This window comes from Planococcus halocryophilus (assembly GCF_001687585.2).
GTDB classification, from domain to species: domain Bacteria; phylum Bacillota; class Bacilli; order Bacillales_A; family Planococcaceae; genus Planococcus; species Planococcus halocryophilus.
Genome location: NZ_CP016537.2, coordinates 921,282 through 941,778, shown reverse-complemented (window position 1 = coordinate 941,778; position 20,497 = coordinate 921,282). Strand labels below are relative to the sequence as shown.

At 39.9% G+C, this 20,497-nt stretch carries 21 protein-coding genes and 1 riboswitch; of the genes, 5 read left to right on the top strand and 16 right to left on the bottom strand.

Annotated features, from left to right (window positions below; translation table 11 throughout):
• Positions 1-13 precede the first annotated feature (13 nt).
• A complete protein-coding gene (gene map / locus BBI08_RS04570) occupies positions 14-766 on the bottom strand; it encodes a type I methionyl aminopeptidase (RefSeq protein ID WP_065527798.1) in 753 nt (250 codons plus the stop codon).
• A 130-nt stretch (positions 767-896) separates the two neighbouring features.
• On the bottom strand, positions 897-1,472 hold the full coding sequence (gene thiT, locus BBI08_RS04565) for an energy-coupled thiamine transporter ThiT (RefSeq protein WP_008497163.1): 576 nt from the start codon (positions 1,470-1,472) through the stop codon (positions 897-899).
• A 96-nt stretch (positions 1,473-1,568) separates the two neighbouring features.
• Positions 1,569-1,666: riboswitch (TPP riboswitch) on the bottom strand.
• Between the two features lie 146 nt (positions 1,667-1,812).
• On the opposite strand from thiT, the gene BBI08_RS04560 reads away from it, so the two are divergent.
• Together BBI08_RS04560 and BBI08_RS17095 are read left to right on the top strand one after the other, a co-directional pair.
• Positions 1,813-2,889 carry a M20 family metallopeptidase gene (locus BBI08_RS04560; protein ID WP_008497164.1) on the top strand — a complete coding sequence of 359 codons (1,077 nt, stop codon included), beginning with the start codon at positions 1,813-1,815 and terminating at the stop codon, positions 2,887-2,889.
• 61 nt (positions 2,890-2,950) lie between these two features.
• Positions 2,951-3,097 (top strand): hypothetical protein, encoded by a 147-nt coding sequence (locus BBI08_RS17095; protein WP_008497165.1) that lies wholly within the window; start codon positions 2,951-2,953, stop codon positions 3,095-3,097.
• Positions 3,098-3,160: 63 nt separating this feature from the next.
• On the opposite strand, the gene BBI08_RS04555 is transcribed toward BBI08_RS17095, so the two are convergent.
• The 4 genes from BBI08_RS04555 to BBI08_RS04540 form a co-directional block, all read right to left on the bottom strand.
• Positions 3,161-4,072 (bottom strand): SGNH/GDSL hydrolase family protein, encoded by a 912-nt coding sequence (locus BBI08_RS04555; protein ID WP_065527797.1) that lies wholly within the window; start codon positions 4,070-4,072, stop codon positions 3,161-3,163.
• A gap of 12 nt (positions 4,073-4,084) precedes the next feature.
• Positions 4,085-5,314 carry an aminopeptidase gene (locus BBI08_RS04550; protein ID WP_065527796.1) on the bottom strand — a complete coding sequence of 410 codons (1,230 nt, stop codon included), beginning with the start codon at positions 5,312-5,314 and terminating at the stop codon, positions 4,085-4,087.
• Positions 5,311-6,471: a DEAD/DEAH box helicase gene (locus BBI08_RS04545; protein ID WP_008496096.1), complete on the bottom strand. Its 1,161-nt coding sequence runs from the start codon at positions 6,469-6,471 to the stop codon at positions 5,311-5,313. Before BBI08_RS04545 ends, BBI08_RS04550 begins: the two co-directional genes overlap by 4 nt.
• A 171-nt stretch (positions 6,472-6,642) precedes the next feature.
• Positions 6,643-8,112, bottom strand: coding sequence for an MDR family MFS transporter (locus BBI08_RS04540; RefSeq protein WP_065527795.1), 1,470 nt, complete (start codon positions 8,110-8,112; stop codon positions 6,643-6,645).
• Between the two features lie 167 nt (positions 8,113-8,279).
• On the opposite strand from BBI08_RS04540, the gene BBI08_RS04535 reads away from it, so the two are divergent.
• On the top strand, positions 8,280-9,140 hold the full coding sequence (locus BBI08_RS04535; RefSeq protein ID WP_065527794.1) for a TetR/AcrR family transcriptional regulator: 861 nt from the start codon (positions 8,280-8,282) through the stop codon (positions 9,138-9,140).
• Between the two features lie 171 nt (positions 9,141-9,311).
• Here BBI08_RS04535 and BBI08_RS16865 read toward each other — a convergent pair whose 3' ends face one another.
• Entirely contained in the window at positions 9,312-9,476 is a 165-nt protein-coding gene (locus tag BBI08_RS16865) for a Fur-regulated basic protein FbpA (RefSeq protein WP_008496099.1), read from the bottom strand.
• Positions 9,477-9,718: 242 nt separating this feature from the next.
• Between BBI08_RS16865 and BBI08_RS04530 the strand changes: the two genes are divergently transcribed.
• Complete coding sequence (locus BBI08_RS04530) at positions 9,719-10,171, top strand: SRPBCC family protein (RefSeq protein ID WP_008496100.1); 453 nt, start codon at positions 9,719-9,721, stop codon at positions 10,169-10,171.
• 64 nt (positions 10,172-10,235) lie between these two features.
• Here the strand turns inward: BBI08_RS04530 and rlmD are convergent, their stop codons facing one another.
• From rlmD to BBI08_RS04515, 4 genes are all read right to left on the bottom strand, one after another.
• Entirely contained in the window at positions 10,236-11,597 is a 1,362-nt protein-coding gene (rlmD, locus tag BBI08_RS04525) for a 23S rRNA (uracil(1939)-C(5))-methyltransferase RlmD (RefSeq protein WP_008496101.1), read from the bottom strand.
• A 72-nt stretch (positions 11,598-11,669) separates the two neighbouring features.
• Entirely contained in the window at positions 11,670-11,780 is a 111-nt protein-coding gene (gene cydS, locus BBI08_RS17435) for a cytochrome bd oxidase small subunit CydS family protein (RefSeq protein WP_413782996.1), read from the bottom strand.
• Between the two features lie 14 nt (positions 11,781-11,794).
• Positions 11,795-12,823 (bottom strand): cytochrome d ubiquinol oxidase subunit II, encoded by a 1,029-nt coding sequence (locus BBI08_RS04520; RefSeq protein WP_008496102.1) that lies wholly within the window; start codon positions 12,821-12,823, stop codon positions 11,795-11,797.
• A complete protein-coding gene (locus BBI08_RS04515; RefSeq protein WP_008496103.1) occupies positions 12,820-14,166 on the bottom strand; it encodes a cytochrome ubiquinol oxidase subunit I in 1,347 nt (448 codons plus the stop codon). The genes BBI08_RS04520 and BBI08_RS04515 overlap by 4 nt, the downstream gene beginning before the upstream one ends.
• 202 nt (positions 14,167-14,368) lie before the next feature.
• Here BBI08_RS04515 and BBI08_RS04510 point away from each other — a divergent pair, with 202 nt between their 5' ends.
• On the top strand, positions 14,369-14,797 hold the full coding sequence (locus tag BBI08_RS04510; RefSeq protein ID WP_008496104.1) for an NUDIX hydrolase: 429 nt from the start codon (positions 14,369-14,371) through the stop codon (positions 14,795-14,797).
• A gap of 46 nt (positions 14,798-14,843) precedes the next feature.
• On the opposite strand, the gene BBI08_RS04505 is transcribed toward BBI08_RS04510, so the two are convergent.
• From BBI08_RS04505 to gatC, 5 genes are all read right to left on the bottom strand, one after another.
• Positions 14,844-15,758 carry a diacylglycerol kinase gene (locus tag BBI08_RS04505; RefSeq protein ID WP_008496105.1) on the bottom strand — a complete coding sequence of 305 codons (915 nt, stop codon included), beginning with the start codon at positions 15,756-15,758 and terminating at the stop codon, positions 14,844-14,846.
• A gap of 85 nt (positions 15,759-15,843) precedes the next feature.
• Complete coding sequence (locus BBI08_RS04500) at positions 15,844-16,413, bottom strand: thioredoxin family protein (RefSeq protein ID WP_008496107.1); 570 nt, start codon at positions 16,411-16,413, stop codon at positions 15,844-15,846.
• An 864-nt stretch (positions 16,414-17,277) separates the two neighbouring features.
• Positions 17,278-18,708 (bottom strand): Asp-tRNA(Asn)/Glu-tRNA(Gln) amidotransferase subunit GatB, encoded by a 1,431-nt coding sequence (gene gatB, locus BBI08_RS04495; RefSeq protein ID WP_008496108.1) that lies wholly within the window; start codon positions 18,706-18,708, stop codon positions 17,278-17,280.
• Complete coding sequence (gene gatA, locus BBI08_RS04490; protein ID WP_065527793.1) at positions 18,705-20,174, bottom strand: Asp-tRNA(Asn)/Glu-tRNA(Gln) amidotransferase subunit GatA; 1,470 nt, start codon at positions 20,172-20,174, stop codon at positions 18,705-18,707. The genes gatB and gatA overlap by 4 nt, the downstream gene beginning before the upstream one ends.
• A gap of 19 nt (positions 20,175-20,193) precedes the next feature.
• Complete coding sequence (gene gatC, locus BBI08_RS04485) at positions 20,194-20,484, bottom strand: Asp-tRNA(Asn)/Glu-tRNA(Gln) amidotransferase subunit GatC (protein ID WP_008496109.1); 291 nt, start codon at positions 20,482-20,484, stop codon at positions 20,194-20,196.
• Between the last annotated feature and the right edge of the window lie 13 nt (positions 20,485-20,497).

Here is a 20,497-nt window from a genome sequence, read left to right as displayed (position 1 = left end):
ATGGTAAAAGCAATTAGTTATTCAGCTTTGTAAGCAAAATTGGTTCACCTTTTGTCACAAGAACCGTATGCTCAATTTGTGCAACTAATGACTGGTCTGGCGTGATAAATGTCCATCCATCACCTGACTCAATGATGTGTTCAGACTTTTGCGAGATAAAGGGCTCTACTGCTAGCACCATGCCCTCTTTTAATATCGTCGTTTCCCAAGCATCGTAATAATTTAAAATATGCTGAGGCGCTTCGTGAAGCGATTTACCAATGCCGTGTCCCGTTAAATTTTTGATAACGAACAAACCTTGCTCTTTTGCTTCGCGTTCAACAGCTTTACCAATTTGGTTCAGTTTTGCACCCGCTTTAACTTTTGTCATCGCGCGATCAAAAGCAGAAGCAGCGGCTGCACAGATTTTTTCTTTTTCTGCATGTCCTTGTCCTACAACAAATGAAATCCCCGTATCGGAAAAATAGCCTTCGTATGAACCAGAAACATCAATATTCACAATGTCTCCGTCTTTGATTACACGATTACCCGGAATGCCGTGAGCCACTTCTTCATTTACACTGATGCACGTGTAACCCGGGAAATCATATTCTGATTTCGGCCCTGATACGCCACCAAGCTCTGTAAATAATTTGCCGCCTAATTCATCAATTTCTTTTGTCGTGACTCCAGCTTTCGTTGCTGCTTTCATCGTTTCACGAATTTCAGCCACCATTTGGCCAGCTTTTTTTAACATTTCAATATCTTTTTCAGTAGTTGCGATCATTAAATACCCTTCTTTCAAGCTTTTCTATTCAAGAATTATACCACAAAATTAAAACAGAGGCTTCCGTCCTGTTCGAATCTCTTCCAGCAATAAATAGAAAAAAAGACTGTCCGAAGACAGCCTTTTACCATTAAGCATCGGCGTTTACCAATTTTGGAGCAGCTGCGAAAAGTACTGAACAAACAAAGGCAGCAAGTAAAAATACCGGAATCATGTACGTGGCATTATATACAGCAGAGTAAATTACCACATTGCCTTCAGCAAACATACCGAAGAACAGTATGCCGGTGACAACATGCACAAAATAGCGTAATACGGATGCAATGAGCACACCTGACACAATCGCGATCAGCATCTTTCTTGTCTGCTTCGCTTCTGCATGTTGCAAATATTTTGTACGCATAACGCCCGCTAATCCAACCACACCATATGCTAATAGATAATCTAATAATACTTGCATAACGACGAAACCGAACGACAAAGGTGTTACAGAGATAAAGCCAGAAACAATTTGTAACAAGCCTACTAAAAAGCCAGTTAAAACGCCTGCCCCAACCCCTCTTCTAAAAGCGATTAAGACGATTGGAATCATAACTAAACTAACTGAACCGCCTTGTGGCATACGGAATGATATAAAATCCAATACAAATCCAAGAGCTGCAAAAATCGCAATTTCCATCATTAACAATACTTTTTTATTTCTCATGACTTCCTCCTTATGTGTTGTGCACATCACCAGAAGGGTCGCGAATAAAACCATTATAAAAACGACGCCAGGACAGAGCCAGGCGTCGTTGTAAGGACCGGTTTCTATCCACATCCCTGCGCAAGTATTAACTTACAGGTTCAAAGGGTAAGAACAGATGTTCACTCTCAGCAAAAGCTCCCCTTGTGGTGTATACAAATATTTAACTTTCACCTGTATTGTACACAAGCAGCTACTTTTTAGCAAGGCTGTTTTAAGATGCAGTCATAGGGTAAAGTAAAGACTAGAAATGAAAGGCGAAAGGTGGTGGAGGCAGCCGGTATTTTGGCCTGCCAAGTAAATGATTGAACTGTTAAAGGATTTAATCAAAATTCAAAGCGATACGAAAGTACGAGCGAACGAAGCTCTTCAATTTTGTGCTGATTGGTTAAAAGATAAAGGTGAAGATGTCACTATTCATGATAACAATGGGTATTTGATGTTAACCGCAGCTAAAGGTCACGGAACTGAAACAATTGTTTGGAACGGTCACGTAGATGTAGTGCCAGGTCACGAAGAACAATTTGTACCGGTCGTAGAACAAGATCGTTTATACGGTCGAGGTTCTGCCGATATGAAAGCGGGTGTCGCCGCGATGATGCAAGCTTTCGTTGAACTAGATAGTCCGAATTTAACGCGTAATGTCCAATTACATATTGTAACGGATGAAGAAACTGGTGGTCGAAACACATCTAAATGGCTAGTTGAACAAGGCTACCATGGAAACTTCGTTATTTGCGGAGAACCTACAGGGTTAAAAGTCGGATTGCAATCTAAAGGTGTCTTACGCATGGACATCACATTTAAAGGGAAACCAGCTCATGGCAGTCGTCCATGGGAAGGCGTGAATGCCATTGAATCGGCTATGAAATTTCACCAAGGGATTTACGATTTACCTTTCCGAAAAGAATCAACTGAATACTATGAACAGCCTTCTGTGAACTTACCTATTATTAAAGCAGGAGATCGCTATAATGTCGTTCCTGCAATTTGCGAAATGTCATATGAAATCCGTTATATGCCAGGGCAAGACAAAGATGAAATTGTTCGTCAGCTAGCTGGCGTAGCCGATACAGTAAATGTTGATATGGAATATAAAGCATCTGGATCGACACCTGCTTTAACAACAACAAAAGAAAATCCTTATATTCAAAGTTTACAAAAAGCAATTCTCAAAACAACTGATCAAAAAGCGACTTTATTCGGTCAGCATGGTGCTGCTGATACGCGGTATTATGCTGCTGTAAACGGTGGCGAAGGTGCAATTGAATTTGGTCCAACTGGAGACGACTGGCATGGCAACGCTGAATATGTATTAATTTCGAGTGTTCATGCATATAAAAACATCTTGCTCGCTCATGTACAAAATGCCGAATAGGTTTGCTTCTGGTACATTTGGGGAAATAAATAATATCACGCTCATGAATGGAGAGATTTAAATGGCTCTAGGAAGATTATTGAAATCCGCTATTAAATACGGACCTATCGCATATCCAATTATTCGAAAAGTACTAAACAAAAGAAAACAAGGCAAAACTACACAAACCACGACAACACAATCTACTACACGTGAAAAAAAACGCTAATAAAAAACGGTCCGGCAAAATATGCCGGACCGTTTTTTATTGATGAAACTTACATTGCTGTCATCAACTATAAGGCAACATTTCTCTCAATGCTAAATAATTCGTCTGACTGCGATCTGATGGTCTTTCTGCTGTTTTTTCATCGTCACGACTCTCTAGACTATCCGAACTATCTTGATCTTCTGTTTCCATAATTTCTTCAAAAGACAATGGATTTGGGGTTGGCAATTCGAAATCCTCTACGCTCCATGCCTCTTTGTATTCAGTGAAAAATGCATTTGCCATTGCTTGATAACCAGCTCTATTTGGATGAACATCAGCAGGATTCGGAATTTGGTTTATGGCATTTTCACCGAATGACTCATCTATAGAGACAAATACAGCTCCAGCTTTTTCAGCTGTCTGTTTCAAAATTTCGTTTAGTCGATCAAGCTGTTTGCCCGTCCCATTTTTCTGGGTGTCACGGACATGTGGATAAGCAAAATAATAACCCATTACATAAACAGCTGCATTCGGCGATTGCTCGGCAAGTTCCGCTAAGATAGATTCCATATTTTTTCGTGCCTCATTAAGAGAAAAATCCACTTGACGTTGCTGAAAAGACAAAGAACCTTGTATTGGATCATTTTGTACTAAGCGCAGCAAGTCATTTGCGCCTGCTGATACAGTAATAAGATTTGCAGATGCTAATAGTTCTGCTGCGTCATCTGTTTGGATGCTTTCTAACACATCAGTTGTTGTAAAACCTGGAAATGCTAAGTTTTTGGAATAGAATGTAACCGACTGATTGCGCATAAGTTCTTGTGAGATTAAATCTGTATAACCGTTGTCTATTTCTCGCATAGGTGTTTGACCCGCTGCTAAAGAATCACCAATTGCCACATAATTTATAGGGGCATTTATCATCGCTTTTGCCTGAACTGTTCCACTAAAAAGAAGCAATCCAGCTAACGCTGAAATCCAGTACTTCTTCATTGCTATCACCTCTTAAAATGCCCAGTTTCCATTTCGGAAAATAGGCTCTTTTGAACCGTCCGCCATAATTCCATCTATATCCATACTGCTACTGCCAATCATAAAGTCTTCATGGACAAGTGACGTGTTGAGTCCTATTGCAGCTAATTGTTTCCGCTCTAAATCACGTGCACCTTCATAACAAGTTGGATAAGAGTCACCAATTGCTAAATGATTCGAGGCATTTTCATCAAACAGCGTATTATAAAATAGAATATTCGAATCCGAAATCGGTGAATGGTGCGGCACTAATGCGACTTCACCTAAATATGCCGCTCCTTCATCTGCATTGATCATTTCATTCAGAAGTTCTTGTCCTGTTTCTGCCTGAGCATCAACAATTTTTCCTTTTTCAAAAGTTAAGGTAAAGCCGTCAATCACATTGCCTTGATACACTAAAGGTTTAGTATTCCGAACGGTACCGTCTACTCCATGTTTTAAAGGCACGGTATAAACTTCTTCTGTCGGCATATTCGCGATAAACGGATTGCCTTGAGGTGTTTTTGACGCACCAGACATCCATATATGCTTGTCTGGAAGTTCAATCGTCAAATCTGTTCCAGGTGCACTATACTGCAATTTCACATAACGTTTATCGTTTAATTGTGCAGCACGCTTTTCTAAGAAAGCAATATGGTTTTTCCAAGCTTCCACGGCATTGCCTTCACCAATTCTTACTGTTTTAAAGATAGCCTGCCATAAAGCTTCCATTTGTTGATCTGCCGGCAATTCTGGAAATACCTTCTGTGCCCATTTTGGCGATGGAATCGCTACAATCGACCAAGCGACTTTATCTGTTCCGACGGCTTGACGGTAACGTTCTAACGCTTTCCCGGCAGTTTTCTGCCAGTCTGCTAAACGTTTTGCTGGAATTCCTGTCAGTAAGTCAGGGTCTTCAGCATCAATCCATAGGAAACAACCACCTGTATTAATTACTTCATCACGTTGAACAACTGGCCATTGTGGAAACTCCTTAAATGCATCTTCTGGTGCTAATTCAAAATGTGTGCGAGTAAGTACCGGATCTTCGTAATTAACTTGGACACGTTTTGCGCCTGCTTCATATGCTTTTTTAACAACTAGTCGTGTAAATTCAAGTGTATCTGTCGTCGTGTTAATAACAACAAATTGTCCTTTTTGAACATTTAACCCTACATAGACCGTTAATTCGGCGTATTGTTCAAGCTTTTCCTGAAAGTTCATCGTTTATTCCCCTTTGCCGCAATGGTTTTGCTTGATCCTTCAATTAACTTTCCACTATGGATAATTTTTTGAACAGGCTTCGAAGGTAATTCTTTTGTGAATTTTTTATAATGACGTTCATCAGCATATGCCAATAAAGTCAATACTTCCCCATCTGCTCCTGCTCTACCGGTTCTACCTGAACGATGCAAATATTGTTCAATCGTTTGCGGAACATCTACATGGACAACATGCGTTACTAAGTCAATGTCTAATCCACGAGCTGCCACTTCTGTCGCGATTAACACAGCTACTTCCCCTTTACGGAAAGCATCTAATGCTTTTTTACGCTCGTCTTTTTTCATTTCAGAATGCAATGTGACGATTTTGGCATCGCGGAATTTTAATTTGTTTTCTTTCATTAGCAATTGATCTAAATTATTAACAAATGCCAATGCTTTCATACCTGGAATATGCGAAATGCTACGCAACAATTCCGTTTTATCACGCTCATCTACTTTGATAAATGAATGCGTCACTTTACCGAACATCGGTAAATCTTCTGCCGTAACTTTAAGACGTGTCGGATGTTGCATTAACCGTTCGGCAACGAGTTCAATTTCTTCCGTAATCGTCGCTGATACAAGAACCAATTGGCGATCTTGTTGCGTTTTTTCGATCAAGTCTTTCATAATGTTCCGATGCTCACGCGCCATTAGCTGGTCGCCTTCATCTAATACCAATATGCGAATTTCATGCATTTTGAGTTTCTTCGTTTTCACTAATTCATTTAAACGTCCCGGCGTACCCACTACAATTGTTGGCTTTTTCTTTAGCTTTTCTAATTGACGTTGCATGTTTGCTCCGCCAATCAATTGTGTAACAGTTACTGCTGTTCCTTCTGTCCAGTCACGTAAAACATTGACGATTTGCATCGATAATTCTTGTGACGGTGCTACAATCATTGCTTGAATTGCTGGTTTTTCAGGGTTGACTCGTTCTAAAATCGGCAAGACGTATGCCAAAGTTTTGCCCGAACCTGTCGGAGATTCTGCTACGATATCATTTCCTGCTAACATTTCTGGAATCATCTGATCTTGAATCGGCATTGCCGCATCAAATCCAGCTTTTTCCCATTTTTCTTGCCATATTGGACTTAGTTCTTTTATAAAAGTCATTTGCGATTCCACCTTTTTTTCAATGCTTTAAGTGTACCATATTTGCGGTTTCACCGTCTTTTTCGAACCAAAATCAAGCGGAACATTTCCCTGCTTATCAGCTTGACTATGTTCTAAATAAATCTCGACTTATATAAAAAAACCAGCCTGAATTCAGACTGGTTCTATTCATTATTCAGTTACTTCTCTTCTGTTATAAACAATTTCTTTTTCTGCTTCAGTTACTGGTCTAACTGGTTTTTTTATAAAGAATGCAAGAACTAAAGACACAAGCGCAATAAATGTTGAAACGAAAAATGAAAAGTTAATGCCATCAAGCATTGCTAAATTTTTTATATCTTCTGGTGCTATTCCATTTGCCGCTAAGTCTTGCGCTGTAGCTGACGTTCGCGTGTTCATGATGGTTATTAAAAACGCAGAACCAACAGCCCCTGCTACTTGTTGTAATGTATTATTTATGGCAGTTCCGTGTGGGTAAGCTTTAATTGGCAATGTATTTAAGCCATTTGTCATGACAGGCATCATGACCATAGAGATTCCGAACATCCGCAATGTATAAATCAACATAATACTAACATAACTCGTATCTAGGTTTAATTGACTGAACATATAAGTTGTGATGACAACAATGGCCAGCCCCGGAATCGCTAACACTTTTGCACCGAAGCGGTCAAACAATCGACCGGTTACAGGAGACATAAAGCCCATGATCAATGCTCCAGGTAACATAAGTAGTCCAGAGTCAATCGGCGAAATTCCTTTTATGGTCTGAACATAAATTGGCATTAAAATCATAGCCGAGAACATCGACATGGATAAGGCTATTGATATTGCAGAAGACAATGCGAACATTGGGTATTTATAAATTCGAATTTCCAATAATGGTTCGTCCAATTTTAATTGGCGAAGTCCAAATACGACTAGTGATACGACACCGATAAGAATTGTTACTATTACAGTCGTGCTATCCCAGCCTAATGTTCCAGCTGAACTAAATCCGTATAACACACCACCAAATCCTAAACTTGAAAGAATGAGTGACGCTTTATCAAGCGAGATATTTCTGTCTTGGAATGTTAAGTTTTTCAATTTAAAAATACCTAATGAGAGTGGAACTAACGCAATCGGTAAAACGATCCAGAACAGAACGCGCCACGAATAATGTTCGACGATAAATCCAGAAAGTGTAGGACCGATTGCGGGTGCAACAACCATAACTAATCCAAAAACACCCATGGCAGATCCTCGCTTTTCAACAGGAAACGCAGCTAGCATGACGTTCATTAACAATGGCATCATCAATGCCGCACCAGATGCTTGAATCATTCTACCGATTAATAAGACGCTAAAGACAGGTGCAATTGCCGCAAATAACGTACCTAACACAAATAAAGACATTGCTATGATAAAAATCGAGCGGTTAGAATACCGTTGTATGAAAAAAGCACTGGCTGGTATCAGAATTCCGTTGACCAACATATAGCCGGTCACAAGCCATTGTGCTGTTGAGGCTTCGATGTTCAAATCAAGCATTATTTCAGGGAGTGCAATATTCAACAAGGTCTGATTAAAAATCGCTACAAATGCTCCGGTAAATAAAATGGCGATAATGCCATAAGGGGTTCTTTTCTGTCCTGTCATTTTCTCGTTTCCTCCGTAAATGATATACTTTCTGTATTTCTTCATTTGATTATTCTATACCGCTTGTATAAAATTTTCAAGTTTTTAGTTTAAGTAAATTCAAAACCTTGATATAAAAGGATTTTAAAGTTATTATTAAATAAACTAACGGTATAAAGGTGAGGTATATGAATCCTAAAAAACAACAAATATTAACCGCTGCTTATGAACTTTTCATTAATAGAGGCTATAATCCAACTTCTATTCAAGACATATTAGATGAAGCTGGAGTCTCTAAAGGAACTTTTTATAATTATTTCGGTTCTAAATCTGAATGTCTGATGGCGATTATGGAATCAATCGGTAGCGAAATTCGCCAGCAACGATTAGCGGCGGCGGTTGGATTTCCTACGAACGATCCTGATGTTTTAGCACAACAATTGTATATCCGCATTAAACTCAATCTTGAAAAAAATCTTTTTGCTCTTTACGAAAGTATCTTCTATTCACAAGACCCCGAACTCAAAGCCTTTTCGGTTAAACAATATACACTGGAAATGGAGTGGATTTCTTCGCGGATTATTGATGTTTTCGGCAAAGAAGCGGCTCCTTATGCTTTAGAAAATGCCGCTTTTGTTCACGGTTATGTTCAACAATTGATTCACTTATGGCGTCTTTCTTCTAAAGAAGAGTTACCCGCAGAAAATCTATCTACGTTTGTTATCCGTCGCTTGCAAGCAACTGTTACTCTTCAAATTGCAGCAAAAGATAGCTTTCTTGGAGAATTACGATTACCTTCAACGACATTAGCCGAGGCTATTAGTGTTGAAGAGCTTTCGACGCGGTTTCAAGCCTATGCTGAAAAGCTAAAACATCACCCAAGCACACAACAATTGCTTTTGTTTTTATCAACTGAAATTGTTGCAGACAACCCTAGAAAACCATTGATTGAAAGTGTCTTGACAACATTAGCAAATGACAAAATGATTGAATCTGAATTATCCATACTGGTTGAACAATTATGGAAGCATGTCGCAACTATGAAATAAAATAAAAAACGAAGCCATTTTATTGGCTTCGTTTTTTTATTTGGAAACAAATCGTTCAGATCGTTTTATGGTTTACGGCGTCCTTTTGCTTTTTGTTCAAATGCACAAGTTTTTTCATCATGCATGCATAGTCCTCCCTATTTATAGCATTAACATAGAAAAAAGCCGGGCTTAGCCGGCTTGGTCTGTTTCTGTATAAGTTTTCATTAATTCATAAAGTGAAGTTTCATATAATTGTCTGCCATTAATTTTAAAAACATTTTGGTCGACCAACCCTTGAATGATAGTGTCACGTTTATCAGTGAATTTTGACTCGGGTATTTGTTCCATGTTCATCGTTCTCTCCTTCTAAAAGTATTCTACTGTCTTTACCCTCTTAGTAATTCTTTTAAAACCTAACCATTAAATAAACTCTACAAACTTTTTTTATCAATTGAAACTATCTCCATGTACCTCTTTCGCGGGATGTTTTCTGTTTTACCGGATGCACTCATCAGAATTCACAGAGCTATACAGCTTTAAGTAAGATACAATTTCAACTAAGAAGATTTACCTACTAAACACAAAGGGGCTTGTACATGAAAGTTTTGACACAAATAGACATTAACAGTACAAAAGAAAAAGTATGGGAAGTTATTACGGATATTGAAAACTCCGGCCATGTCATCAGCGGGATTATTAACATTGAAATTCTAAATCCAGCTGAAGGTGACCTTGTTGGATTAAAGTGGAGAGAAACTCGGAAAATGTTTGGAAAAGAAACGCAAGAAGTAATGTGGATCACTCATAGCGAGAAGTACCATTATTATCAAACAAGAGCTGAAAGTCACGGTGCCATTTATGTGTTTCGTTTAAATATGACTGAAAAAAGTAATGATATTGTCACTCTTGAAATGTCTTTTGAAGGTGAATCTATAAATTTAATGGCTAAAGTTATGAGCGGTATTTTCAGTATTTTTATGAAGAAACCAATGAAAAAAGCACTCGAAGTAGATCTTGAAGATATAAAAAAATATTGCGAAGCAAATTAACACTTCTAATAAATAAAAAAAGTTGTCTACTTGAAGTAGACAACTTTTTTGTTTCCCTATGTGATTAAACCAATTCTAACCATGCCACTGCTTCACAATGAGTTGACTGAGGGAACATATCAACAGGTTGCACTTCTTTCGTACGGTAACCGCCATCTTCTAGTATGCGTAAATCGCGTGCGAGTGTTGCTGGGTTACATGACACGTAAACAACGCGTGTTGGACGTTGTTTTAGTATTGTGTGTAATAACTGCTCGTCACAACCTTTACGCGGTGGATCGACGACTAAGACATCCGCCTTCTTTCCTTCTTTATACCAGCGCGGAATCACTTGTTCAGCAGGTCCTGCTTCAAACAACGTATTCGTTAAGCCATTTAACTCAGCGTTGCGCTTAGCATCTTCAATTGCTTGCGGTACAATTTCAACTCCCATGACAAATTTAGCTCGTTGCGCAAGGAATAATGAGATGGTTCCAATGCCACAATACGCATCGATGACAGTTTCCTCCCCCGTTAACTGTGCATACGCTAGCGCTTGGCCATAAAGCACTTCTGTTTGTACAGGGTTAATTTGATAAAACGAGCGTGCTGAAATTTCAAAACGAACATCCCCAATTCGATCTTCAATCACATCTTTGCCCCAAAGCGTCAAGGTTTCGTCGCCAAAAATAACGTTGGTCTTTTCAGGATTAATGTTTTGGACAATCGAAGTCACTTCTGGCACAGTTGCTTGAATTAATTCAATGGCACGTTGTGCTTGAGGGAATTTCTTTTTCTTCGTCACTAACACAACCATGATTTCTCCCGTCGCTCGAGCCTTACGAACAACAACATGGCGAAGCATGCCGCGATGTGTTGCTTCTTCGTACGGTTCAATGCCCATGTCGATCAAGTTCTTTTTTAACGCGACCATAATTGCATCTGCTTCAGGCGTTTGAATTAAACACGTATCGGTGTCTGCGATATCATGCGAACGTGGCTGATAAAATCCAGCAACCACTTTGCCATTTTGAGTGCCAAAAGGAATTTGGGATTTATTGCGGTAGCGCCACGGATCTTCCATGCCTTTAACTGGATGCACAGGTACATCTGGCAACTTACCAATACGTGTAATGGCATCGCGCACCAATTTCTGTTTAAAGGTCATTTGCCCTTCGTAGGACAAGTGCTGAATCTGACAGCCTCCACATGTATCAAAAACAGGACAAGGAGCTGTAACACGAAAAGGCGAAGCTTGTTGTATTTCAATAAGCTTTGCAAAGCCATATGATTTTAACGTTTTTAACACATGAACCACAACATCTTCTCCAGGCAATGCGCCAGGTACAAATAGTGGGTAGCCGTCAACTTTTGCGACACCCGCTCCGTCGTGCGTCAAATCTTCTACATGAACCGTGATTCGGTCATTTTTATTTACTGGTTTCAAAACGCTCACTCCATTTCACATCTACCTATCATACAACAAAAAAACGCGGCAGGCAAAAGCCTGCACGCGTCTTTACTCCCGGTCCTTTGTAATCGGACCGTCTTTTAACGAAAACCAAAAACCAAAAATAATCGCTCCTATTAACACCAGAAAAGGTGCATAAAATATCATGAAATCTTGCATGAATAGTGCCTCCTTTATGCGTGATAATCCGATTTACCTTCGACATAATCCTTATCAAACAAGAATAGACGGAACAATAAATATAGCGATGGCAATAACAGGAACAACCCTGCAATAAAGGCAATGATCAATGCAATTGCCATGGCCTCATTTGTAAAGCTATCGTAAATCGTTAAATACGGATAAAGCAAATATGGGTAATGTGAAGCTCCATACGCGAAGAATGCCGTGAAGAACTGCCCCACCAATAAAATGAAAGCCCAGCCGTAATGACGTTTTTTCCAAATTAGATAAACCGTTCCAGCAAATAATAAGAACGATACAGCGAACACCCACCACAAATCAAGAATACGCGTATAATGTTCCGGATTATGACCGCGCAATTCGTATATAATACCGGCTGCCGTAACCATTGCTGGCGCTGCCCAAACAAGCGCATATTTGCGCATTAAATCAGTTGCTTTAGCATCTCCAGCTTTTGAAGAATACCACGTTAAAAATACTGCTGAAATATAAAGCACTGCTGTTAGACTCAATACGACAATACTCCACATTAACGGACTTGAGAACAATGCCCAGTAATCTAAATAAGGTTGTCCATTGTCTAGTTGGATAAAACCGCCTTCAGACATTGCCAATACGGGTGACAAAGCAGCCGGAAGCAACAATCCAGATAAACCATACATATAAATATAGCCTCGGTGATTGATTTTAGCTCCGTAAGTTGCAAACGCGTAATAGGAACCGCGAATCGCCAACAAAATTAACGCAATACTCGCCGGTACTAATAAAGTTGTTCCGTAGTAAAAAGCGGTCTGCGGGAAAAACCCGATGACTCCGACAAAGAAGAACACAAAAAACACATTGGTCACTTCCCAGACCGGCGACAAGTATCGCTGGATTACTCCAGTTAGAATATGTTGCTTACCAACAAAAGAACTATAGGCGTTAAAGAAACCAGCGCCAAAATCAATTGACGCCACTATGACATACAGAAATAGAAACAACCACAGTACAGAAATTCCGATAATTTCTAAAGTCATTTCTTGTCACCGCCTTTGCTATTTTCTCTTTCTGCTAATTCTATTTCAACTGGGTTGCGTTTGTACATTCTCGTCAAGACAACAGCAGTACCAATACCTAAAATTAGATACAAGCCTGCAAACAAGATAATCATTAAATCAACTTGACCACTTGTTGTCGCTGCTTGATCGACTGTCATGTATCCTCGTAGCACCCAAGGCTGGCGTCCTACTTCTGTAAACCACCATCCTGCTTCAATTGCGATAAGCGCTAATGGCCCTCCAGCAATGAGTAGCCACTGGAACCATTTCGCGCGAATAAACGTCCAATTGCGCCATACTGCTACAACATACACAAAGGAGAAGAACGCTAGCCACATACCAATCATCACCATCGTATCGAAAAGATAATGGATCCATAGTGGTGGCCTTTCGTCTTCTGGGAATTCATTAAGCCCCTTCACTTCTGTAAATGGATTGCTATGGGCTAGAATACTTAACGCATACGGAATTTTAATTGCATATTTCGCTTCTTCTCCGTCTAGAATCCCAAAAAGAATCAAACCTGCCTCTTCTTCTGTTTCAAAATGCCATTCTGCAGCTGCCAATTTTTCGGGTTGGTATTCAGCCAAATACTTACCAGAAAAGTCCCCAATTAATGCTGTCGCGATAGCGAATACAAGTCCTAGTTTCATTGTTAAGAACAATGCTTTTTTATGGTAAATATGATTCGACCCACGCAACAACCGAACCGCTGCGATAGAGGCCAACACAAAAGCACTAGTCATAAATGCCGTAGCCATTACGTGCGCTACTTTCGTGGGTACAGCTGGACTAAACATTGCCAGCAAAGGACTAATATTAACCATTTCGCCATTTAGTATTTCAAACCCTTGTGGCTGGTTCATAAAAGCATTGACGATTGTAATAAATACCGATGATGCTGCTGCACCTAGTGCAACCGGAATAAGGAATAAGAAATGCTTTCGCTGATCTTCAAAACGATCCCACGTGTAAAGATAAATCCCTAGAAAAATAGCTTCAAAGAAAAATGCGAAAACTTCCATAAACAATGGCAATGCGATTACGTTCCCTGCCAATTGCATGAAATTCGGCCATAATAGTGACAGCTGCAAACCAATCGCGGTTCCTGTTACAACACCTACTGCGACGGTTATGACAAACCCTCTCGCCCAGCGTCGGGCCATCAAAATATAATGTTCATCTTGTTTCTTAATCCCTACCCACTGAGCAATCATAATCATGAGCGGGACCCCTACACCAATCGTTGCGTAAAGGATATGGAATGATAAAGTTAAAAGCGTTAAAATGCGACTCAGAAAAGCTGGATCTTGAAATTCCACTCTACTCGTCTCCTTTAATAAATATTAGAATGATTGTTTCCATAGTCCTATTGTACATCAAACCTAGTTTTCAAAACGCTTCCCAAGCCTTGCTTTCCGAGCAAACTTTGAATAAGCTGTGACAAACAGAAAACGAAAAGAATTGAAATTTTTCTAAATTTTTAGTATTCTAAATATAACAAATAAAAAAGGGTGATTCATCATGAGAACAAAACGGAAAGTATTTGCTTACATCACAAGAGGCGATGAAAAAAATCGTGAATTGCTTGTATTTGAATACAAAGGGGAACCAGAAGTTGGCCTACAAGTACCAGGTGGTACCATTGAAGACGGTGAACTGCTAATCGACGCATTATATAGAGAAGTAAAAGAAGAAACGGGTTTACCACGCGAGGTACTCGACTTTGTAGGGAAAATTCATAAGTACACGTACTACCCTGATTATCAGGATAAAGCGTACGAACGGAACATTTTTCAATTTGAATACACGGGTGAACCCGTTGAACAATTTGAATACGTGATCAAAAGTCATGGCCGCGACAATGGGATGACATTATTGTTCCGCTGGGAATCACTCAATAACTTACCACAACTTGCTGCAGAACAAGATAAAGCCATCGAGTTGCTTTAAGCACAAAAAAAGTTGGAAACCAGAATTTTCTCCGGTTTCCAACTTTTTATTTGCGATCTTTTTCATTTAACGAATCGATTGGAACGAATATTTCAATATGATTAGCCAAGTTTTTAAATGTAGCTGGTAACAAACCGCCGTATTCTCCGTCCAAATTCAACAGCACTCGCTCTTCTGTTGTTACTTTAATTTCACTTGCCTTAGCATAAATTACATGAGGATCCGATAAATGTTCACCACGTAACGCTAAAGAAGCAACGCGGATAAATTCAGCCATATTAAGCTCTTTTAAAATTAACAATGTAAACTTCCCATCATTAATACTGGCATCTGGCGCAAGTTTTTCAAATCCGCCGACGGAATTGGTTAAGCCGATTAAAAACATCATCGCACTATCATCAAAAACTTGTCCATCGTATTCAATGCGTACACGCGAAGATCGAATCGAAGGTATCATCTCAATCCCTTTTAAGTAATAAGCCATTTGACCAAGGACTGTTTTTAACTTACTCGGTACTTCATAAGTTAACTCTGTGAGTCTGCCACCTCCTGCAATATTGATAAAATAGCGATTGTCATTCATCAAGCCAATATCTACAGGAATAGAATCTCCTTTAAGAATAATGTCCACAGCTTTTGTAATATCTCGTGGGATATGAACAGCACGGGCAAAATCATTGGTTGTTCCCATTGGAATAAGACCAACTTTTGGACGCTTCTCAAACTTAGCGATTCCCGAAACAACTTCATTTAATGTCCCGTCTCCACCAACAGCTACTACTAAATCAAACTCGCGCTCTACCGCATGAGCAGCCGCTTGAATAGCATCACCTTCAGAAGTAGTTGCGTGGCAGGAAGTTTCATAACCCGCTTTCTCCATTTTCTCTAAAACTTCTGGCAAGTGCTTGCGAAATAACTCGCGACCAGAAGTGGGATTATAAATTATACGTGCACGTTTCATAGGATTCAGCCTTTCTGGACTTTCTGTAAAAATGAACACAACACATGTCTTTAATCAAATACTCTTAGATTTCCTGATAACTTGATCATTCTCTTGATGTTAAGGCTGTCTGGAACACTTGACGTAACTCTTCATACACTACATGCCAAAAATCATCGTTATAAACAAAACCATCCAAAATTTCACCAGTTACCGTTTTCACATGCAATTTGTATTGCGGATCTTCTTTTTCAGGAAGAACTGATTTCTTCTTATCTACAAACTCCTGCACTTTTGGAGCTCTCGGTCCCCACTCCCCAAGAACATCTCCACCTTCAGAGAGCACAATGTATTTCGGAATTAATCGTTCACCGTTCGTTAAGTAACGATCCATCAATTCCAAGTTATCATCACGATATATGCAATGTACATCTAGATCAGCTGCATCTGCAATTTTCCGCAAAATTGCATTGTTCATCATAGCATCGCCGCTCCAATCCTCAGTGATTACAAGTACATGTGGCTTTTTATCTTTTAGTAAAGCTAGGAATTCTGGATCTTTCGGTAGCTCAAATTTTTCATAAATACTATAAGATTTCTGTTGATTTGACTCCATTTGAGCCATATAACTTTCTAAACTAATGCCTTTTTCAAAGTATTGCTGCTCCGTCATCATACCATCACGCCTCTCTTTCCCTACTCTGCCACTAAGTTAAGGTCCTTCTTAAAAACAGAAATCACTCTACTTAAAATTAGTTGTATAGGTACAGTCACTGATTATAAAGCACATTCTATTGGCCTAAATTTGTCTTTAATACCAGTTTACTGTTATGTAGCAAAGTGTTCAAGGCTGAGATGTAGAAATGGCCGATACAACAGCAGCTATATCCATAAAAGACAACGCTCAATACTCACTTAAAAGACGATATAAACTCTAAGTTAGTTCCATTAATTAACTAATAAACTCAACTAACTAAAACTATTCGACGCTATTACAACCACTCGCCAGCACCGCCGCGCATACGAGCTAAGCGAAGCAAGAAGACAGGTGCTTTTCCCTGGCTTCTTGCGGGAGCTATGCCCAAAGCGGTCGGGGCGACTTTTCACGTCAACTACCACAGAAACTCATTCTGCAAAAACTATTCCATTTAACCAATAGATGAAAAGATACCTTCTCCTACCACTCGCCAGCACCGCCGCGCATACGGGCTAAGCGAAGCAAGAAGACAGGTGCTTTTCCCTGGCTTCTTGCGGGAGCTATACCCAAAGCGGTCGGGGCGACTTTTCACGTCAACTACCACAGAAACTCATTCTGCAAAAACTATTCCATTTAACCAATAGATGAAAAGATTCTATCTCCTACCACTCCCTAGCACCGCCGCGCATACGGGCTAAGCGAAGCAAGAAGACAGGTGCTTTTTCCTGGCTTCTTGCGGGAGCTATGCCCAAAGCGGCCGGTGCGACTACTCATCACTTTCTCTGCAATACCATAAAAAAAGATGGCCCATAACGGACCACCCTTTCCTATCATTCAACTATTTTATCGCTTTGCAATTTCTTCAAGAAGAATTTTATTAAGCAATGGCGGGTTTGCCTGCCCTTTTGTTTGCTTCATAATTTGCCCAACAAGGAAACCAATTGCACGGTCTTTACCGTTTTTAAAGTCTTCAATCGATTGTGGATTATTATCAAGAGCTGCTGTGACAAATTCACGCAATGTGTTTTCATCAGAGATCTGAACAAGTCCTTTAGCTTTGACGATATCGTTCGCGTCGCCGCCTTTTTCGATCAATTCTTTAAAGACTTTCTTCGCGATTTTAGACGAAATCGTACCGTCTGAAATTAATTTGATCATGCCTGCCAAACCTTCAGGAGTTAACGCAGTATCTGAAAGCTCTTTTTGCTCAGCATTTAGATAAGCTGAAACTTCGCCCATCAACCAGTTAGAAGCAAGTTTCGCATCAGCACCAGCTATTACTGTCGCTTCGAAGAAATCAGAAATTGGTTTTGCTAACGTCAACACCATTGCATCATACGAAGACAAGCCAAGCTCTGATACATAACGTGCTTTTCTTGCATCCGGCAATTCTGGAATTTCAGAACGGACACGCTCAAGCCAAGCATCATCGATCACAATGTCGACTAAATCTGGCTCTGGGAAGTAACGGTAATCGTCAGATCCTTCTTTAATACGCATCAACAATGTTTTACCTGTTGATTCGTCATAGCGACGTGTTTCTTGCTCGATGATGCCACCTGACAATAACACTTGCTCTTGACGAACTTGTTCGTGCTCAATGCCTTTACGAACAAAGTTGAAAGAGTTTAAGTTTTTCAATTCGGTCTTTGTACCGAATTGTTCTTGGCCAAACGGACGAAGTGAAATGTTCGCATCACAACGCAACGATCCTTCTTCCATACGAACATCTGAAACGCCAGTATATTGAATGATTGCTTTGATTTTTTCAAGGTAAGCGTAAGCTTCATCAGCAGTACGAATATCTGGTTCAGACACGATTTCGATTAACGGTGTTCCTTGGCGGTTAAAGTCTACCAATGAATGACCATTTCCTGTATGCGTCAATTTCCCAGCATCTTCTTCCATATGAAGACGCGTGATTCCGATACGTTTTTTCTCACCTTTTACTTCGATTTCAATCCAACCGTGCTCACCGATTGGCTGATCAAATTGTGAAATTTGGTAAGCTTTCGGGTTATCTGGATAAAAGTAGTTTTTACGGTCAAATTTCGTGTGACGCGTAATTTCACAGTTTAATGCAAGTGCCGCTCTCATCGCCCAGTCCACAGCCGTTTTATTTACTACTGGTAAAACGCCTGGATAACCGAGGTCGATAACGTTCGTATTGGTATTCGGTTCCGCACCAAAGTGAGCCGGTGCTGGAGAAAACATTTTCGATTCTGTTTTTAATTCCACGTGGACTTCAAGTCCAATGATTGTTTCAAAGTTCATTGTGCTGCTCCCTCCCATGTTTGAGGAGTTTTTTTATGGAAATCTGTTGCTTGTTCATAAACATCTGCAACACGATAAACCGTTTCTTCGTCGAAATGTTTCCCGATAATTTGCAAACCTAGTGGTAGGCCGTTTTCAAATCCACAAGGAATTGAAATAGCTGGTACACCTGCTAGGTTGACTGGAATTGTTAAAATATCATTTGCATACATTGTTAGTGGATCATCAATGATTTCACCAATTTTAAATGCTGGTGTTGGCGTTGTTGGACCGACAATAACATCGTATTTTTCAAATGCATCGTCAAAATCTTTTTTGATCAATGTACGAACTTTTTGCGCTTTTTTGTAATAAGCATCGTAATAACCTGAGCTTAGTGCATACGTTCCAAGCATGATGCGGCGTTTTACTTCATCGCCAAATCCTTCAGAGCGCGTATTCATGTAAAACTCAAGAAGACTTCCTGCTTTTTCTGTGCGGTAACCATAGCGAATACCGTCAAAGCGTGAAAGGTTAGATGAAGCTTCAGAAGAAGCCAAAATATAATAAGTTGCTAATGCGTATTTCGAATGCGGAAGTGAAATTTCTTCACATATTGCGCCCCGCTCTTCAAGCACTTTCAATGCGTCAAGAACAGCTTGTTTTGCGGCTTCGCCAACACCTTCAGCAAAATATTCTTTTGGAACACCGATGCGAAGACCTGTAATATCACCCGTCAATGCCGCTGTGAAATCTGGGACTTCCACATTTGCAGACGTTGAATCTTTGTCGTCATATCCAGAAATCGCATTTAATAACAACGCATTGTCTTTTACTGTTCTTGTAATTGGACCAATTTGATCTAATGAAGAGGCATAAGCGATCAACCCAAAGCGAGAAACTCGTCCGTAAGTTGGCTTCATCCCCACAACACCACAAAAAGCAGCAGGCTGACGTATCGAACCACCCGTATCCGAGCCTAGTGAGAATGGAACTTCTCCAGCTGCAACTGCAGCAGCAGAGCCACCAGAAGAGCCGCCTGGAACAGTTTCAAGATTCCATGGATTTTTCGTTTTTTTGTAATACGAGTTTTCGTTAGAAGAACCCATTGCGAATTCATCCATGTTCAATTTACCGACGGTTACCATTCCAGCTTCTCTCAACTTATCCACAACAGTTGCATTATAGATAGGGTTAAATCCTTCTAAAATACGACTTGAAGCCGTTGTTTCTAGTCCTTCTGTTACGATATTGTCTTTTACTCCGATTGGTAAACCAAATAATGGTCCGCGTTCAGCAAAAGGCACTTGATCCATTTCTGCTGCAAGTTGTGTCGCACGTTCTTTGTTCAACGCAAGAAATGCATCTACTTTCGGCTCAAGAGCTTCAATGCGATCAAATGCTTTTTCAGTCATTTTCGCAATTGTCGTTTCTTTTGTATGTATCATTTCCTGTAATTGTGCAGCTGTTTTTTCTACAAATGACATGTTTGGTTCCTCCTTTCGACTATTCTAAAATTGTTGGGACTTTTACTTGTCCACCTTCATGTTCTTTTACGTTTTTCATAACCAAATCACGGTCTAATCCAGGGATGGATTTATCTTCGCGCAACACGTTGACCATCTGCAATACGTGCGTCGTTGGTTCAACATTTTCTGTATCTAGTTCACTTAACAATTCCATTGCATTCGTAATTGCTTCTAATTGATCTGCAAAATGTATCGCTTCTTCATCTGTAATTGCGAGTCTCGCCAAATGTGCGACTTCAATTACTTCTTCTTTCGTCATTTTCGCCATTTCTTTACACCTC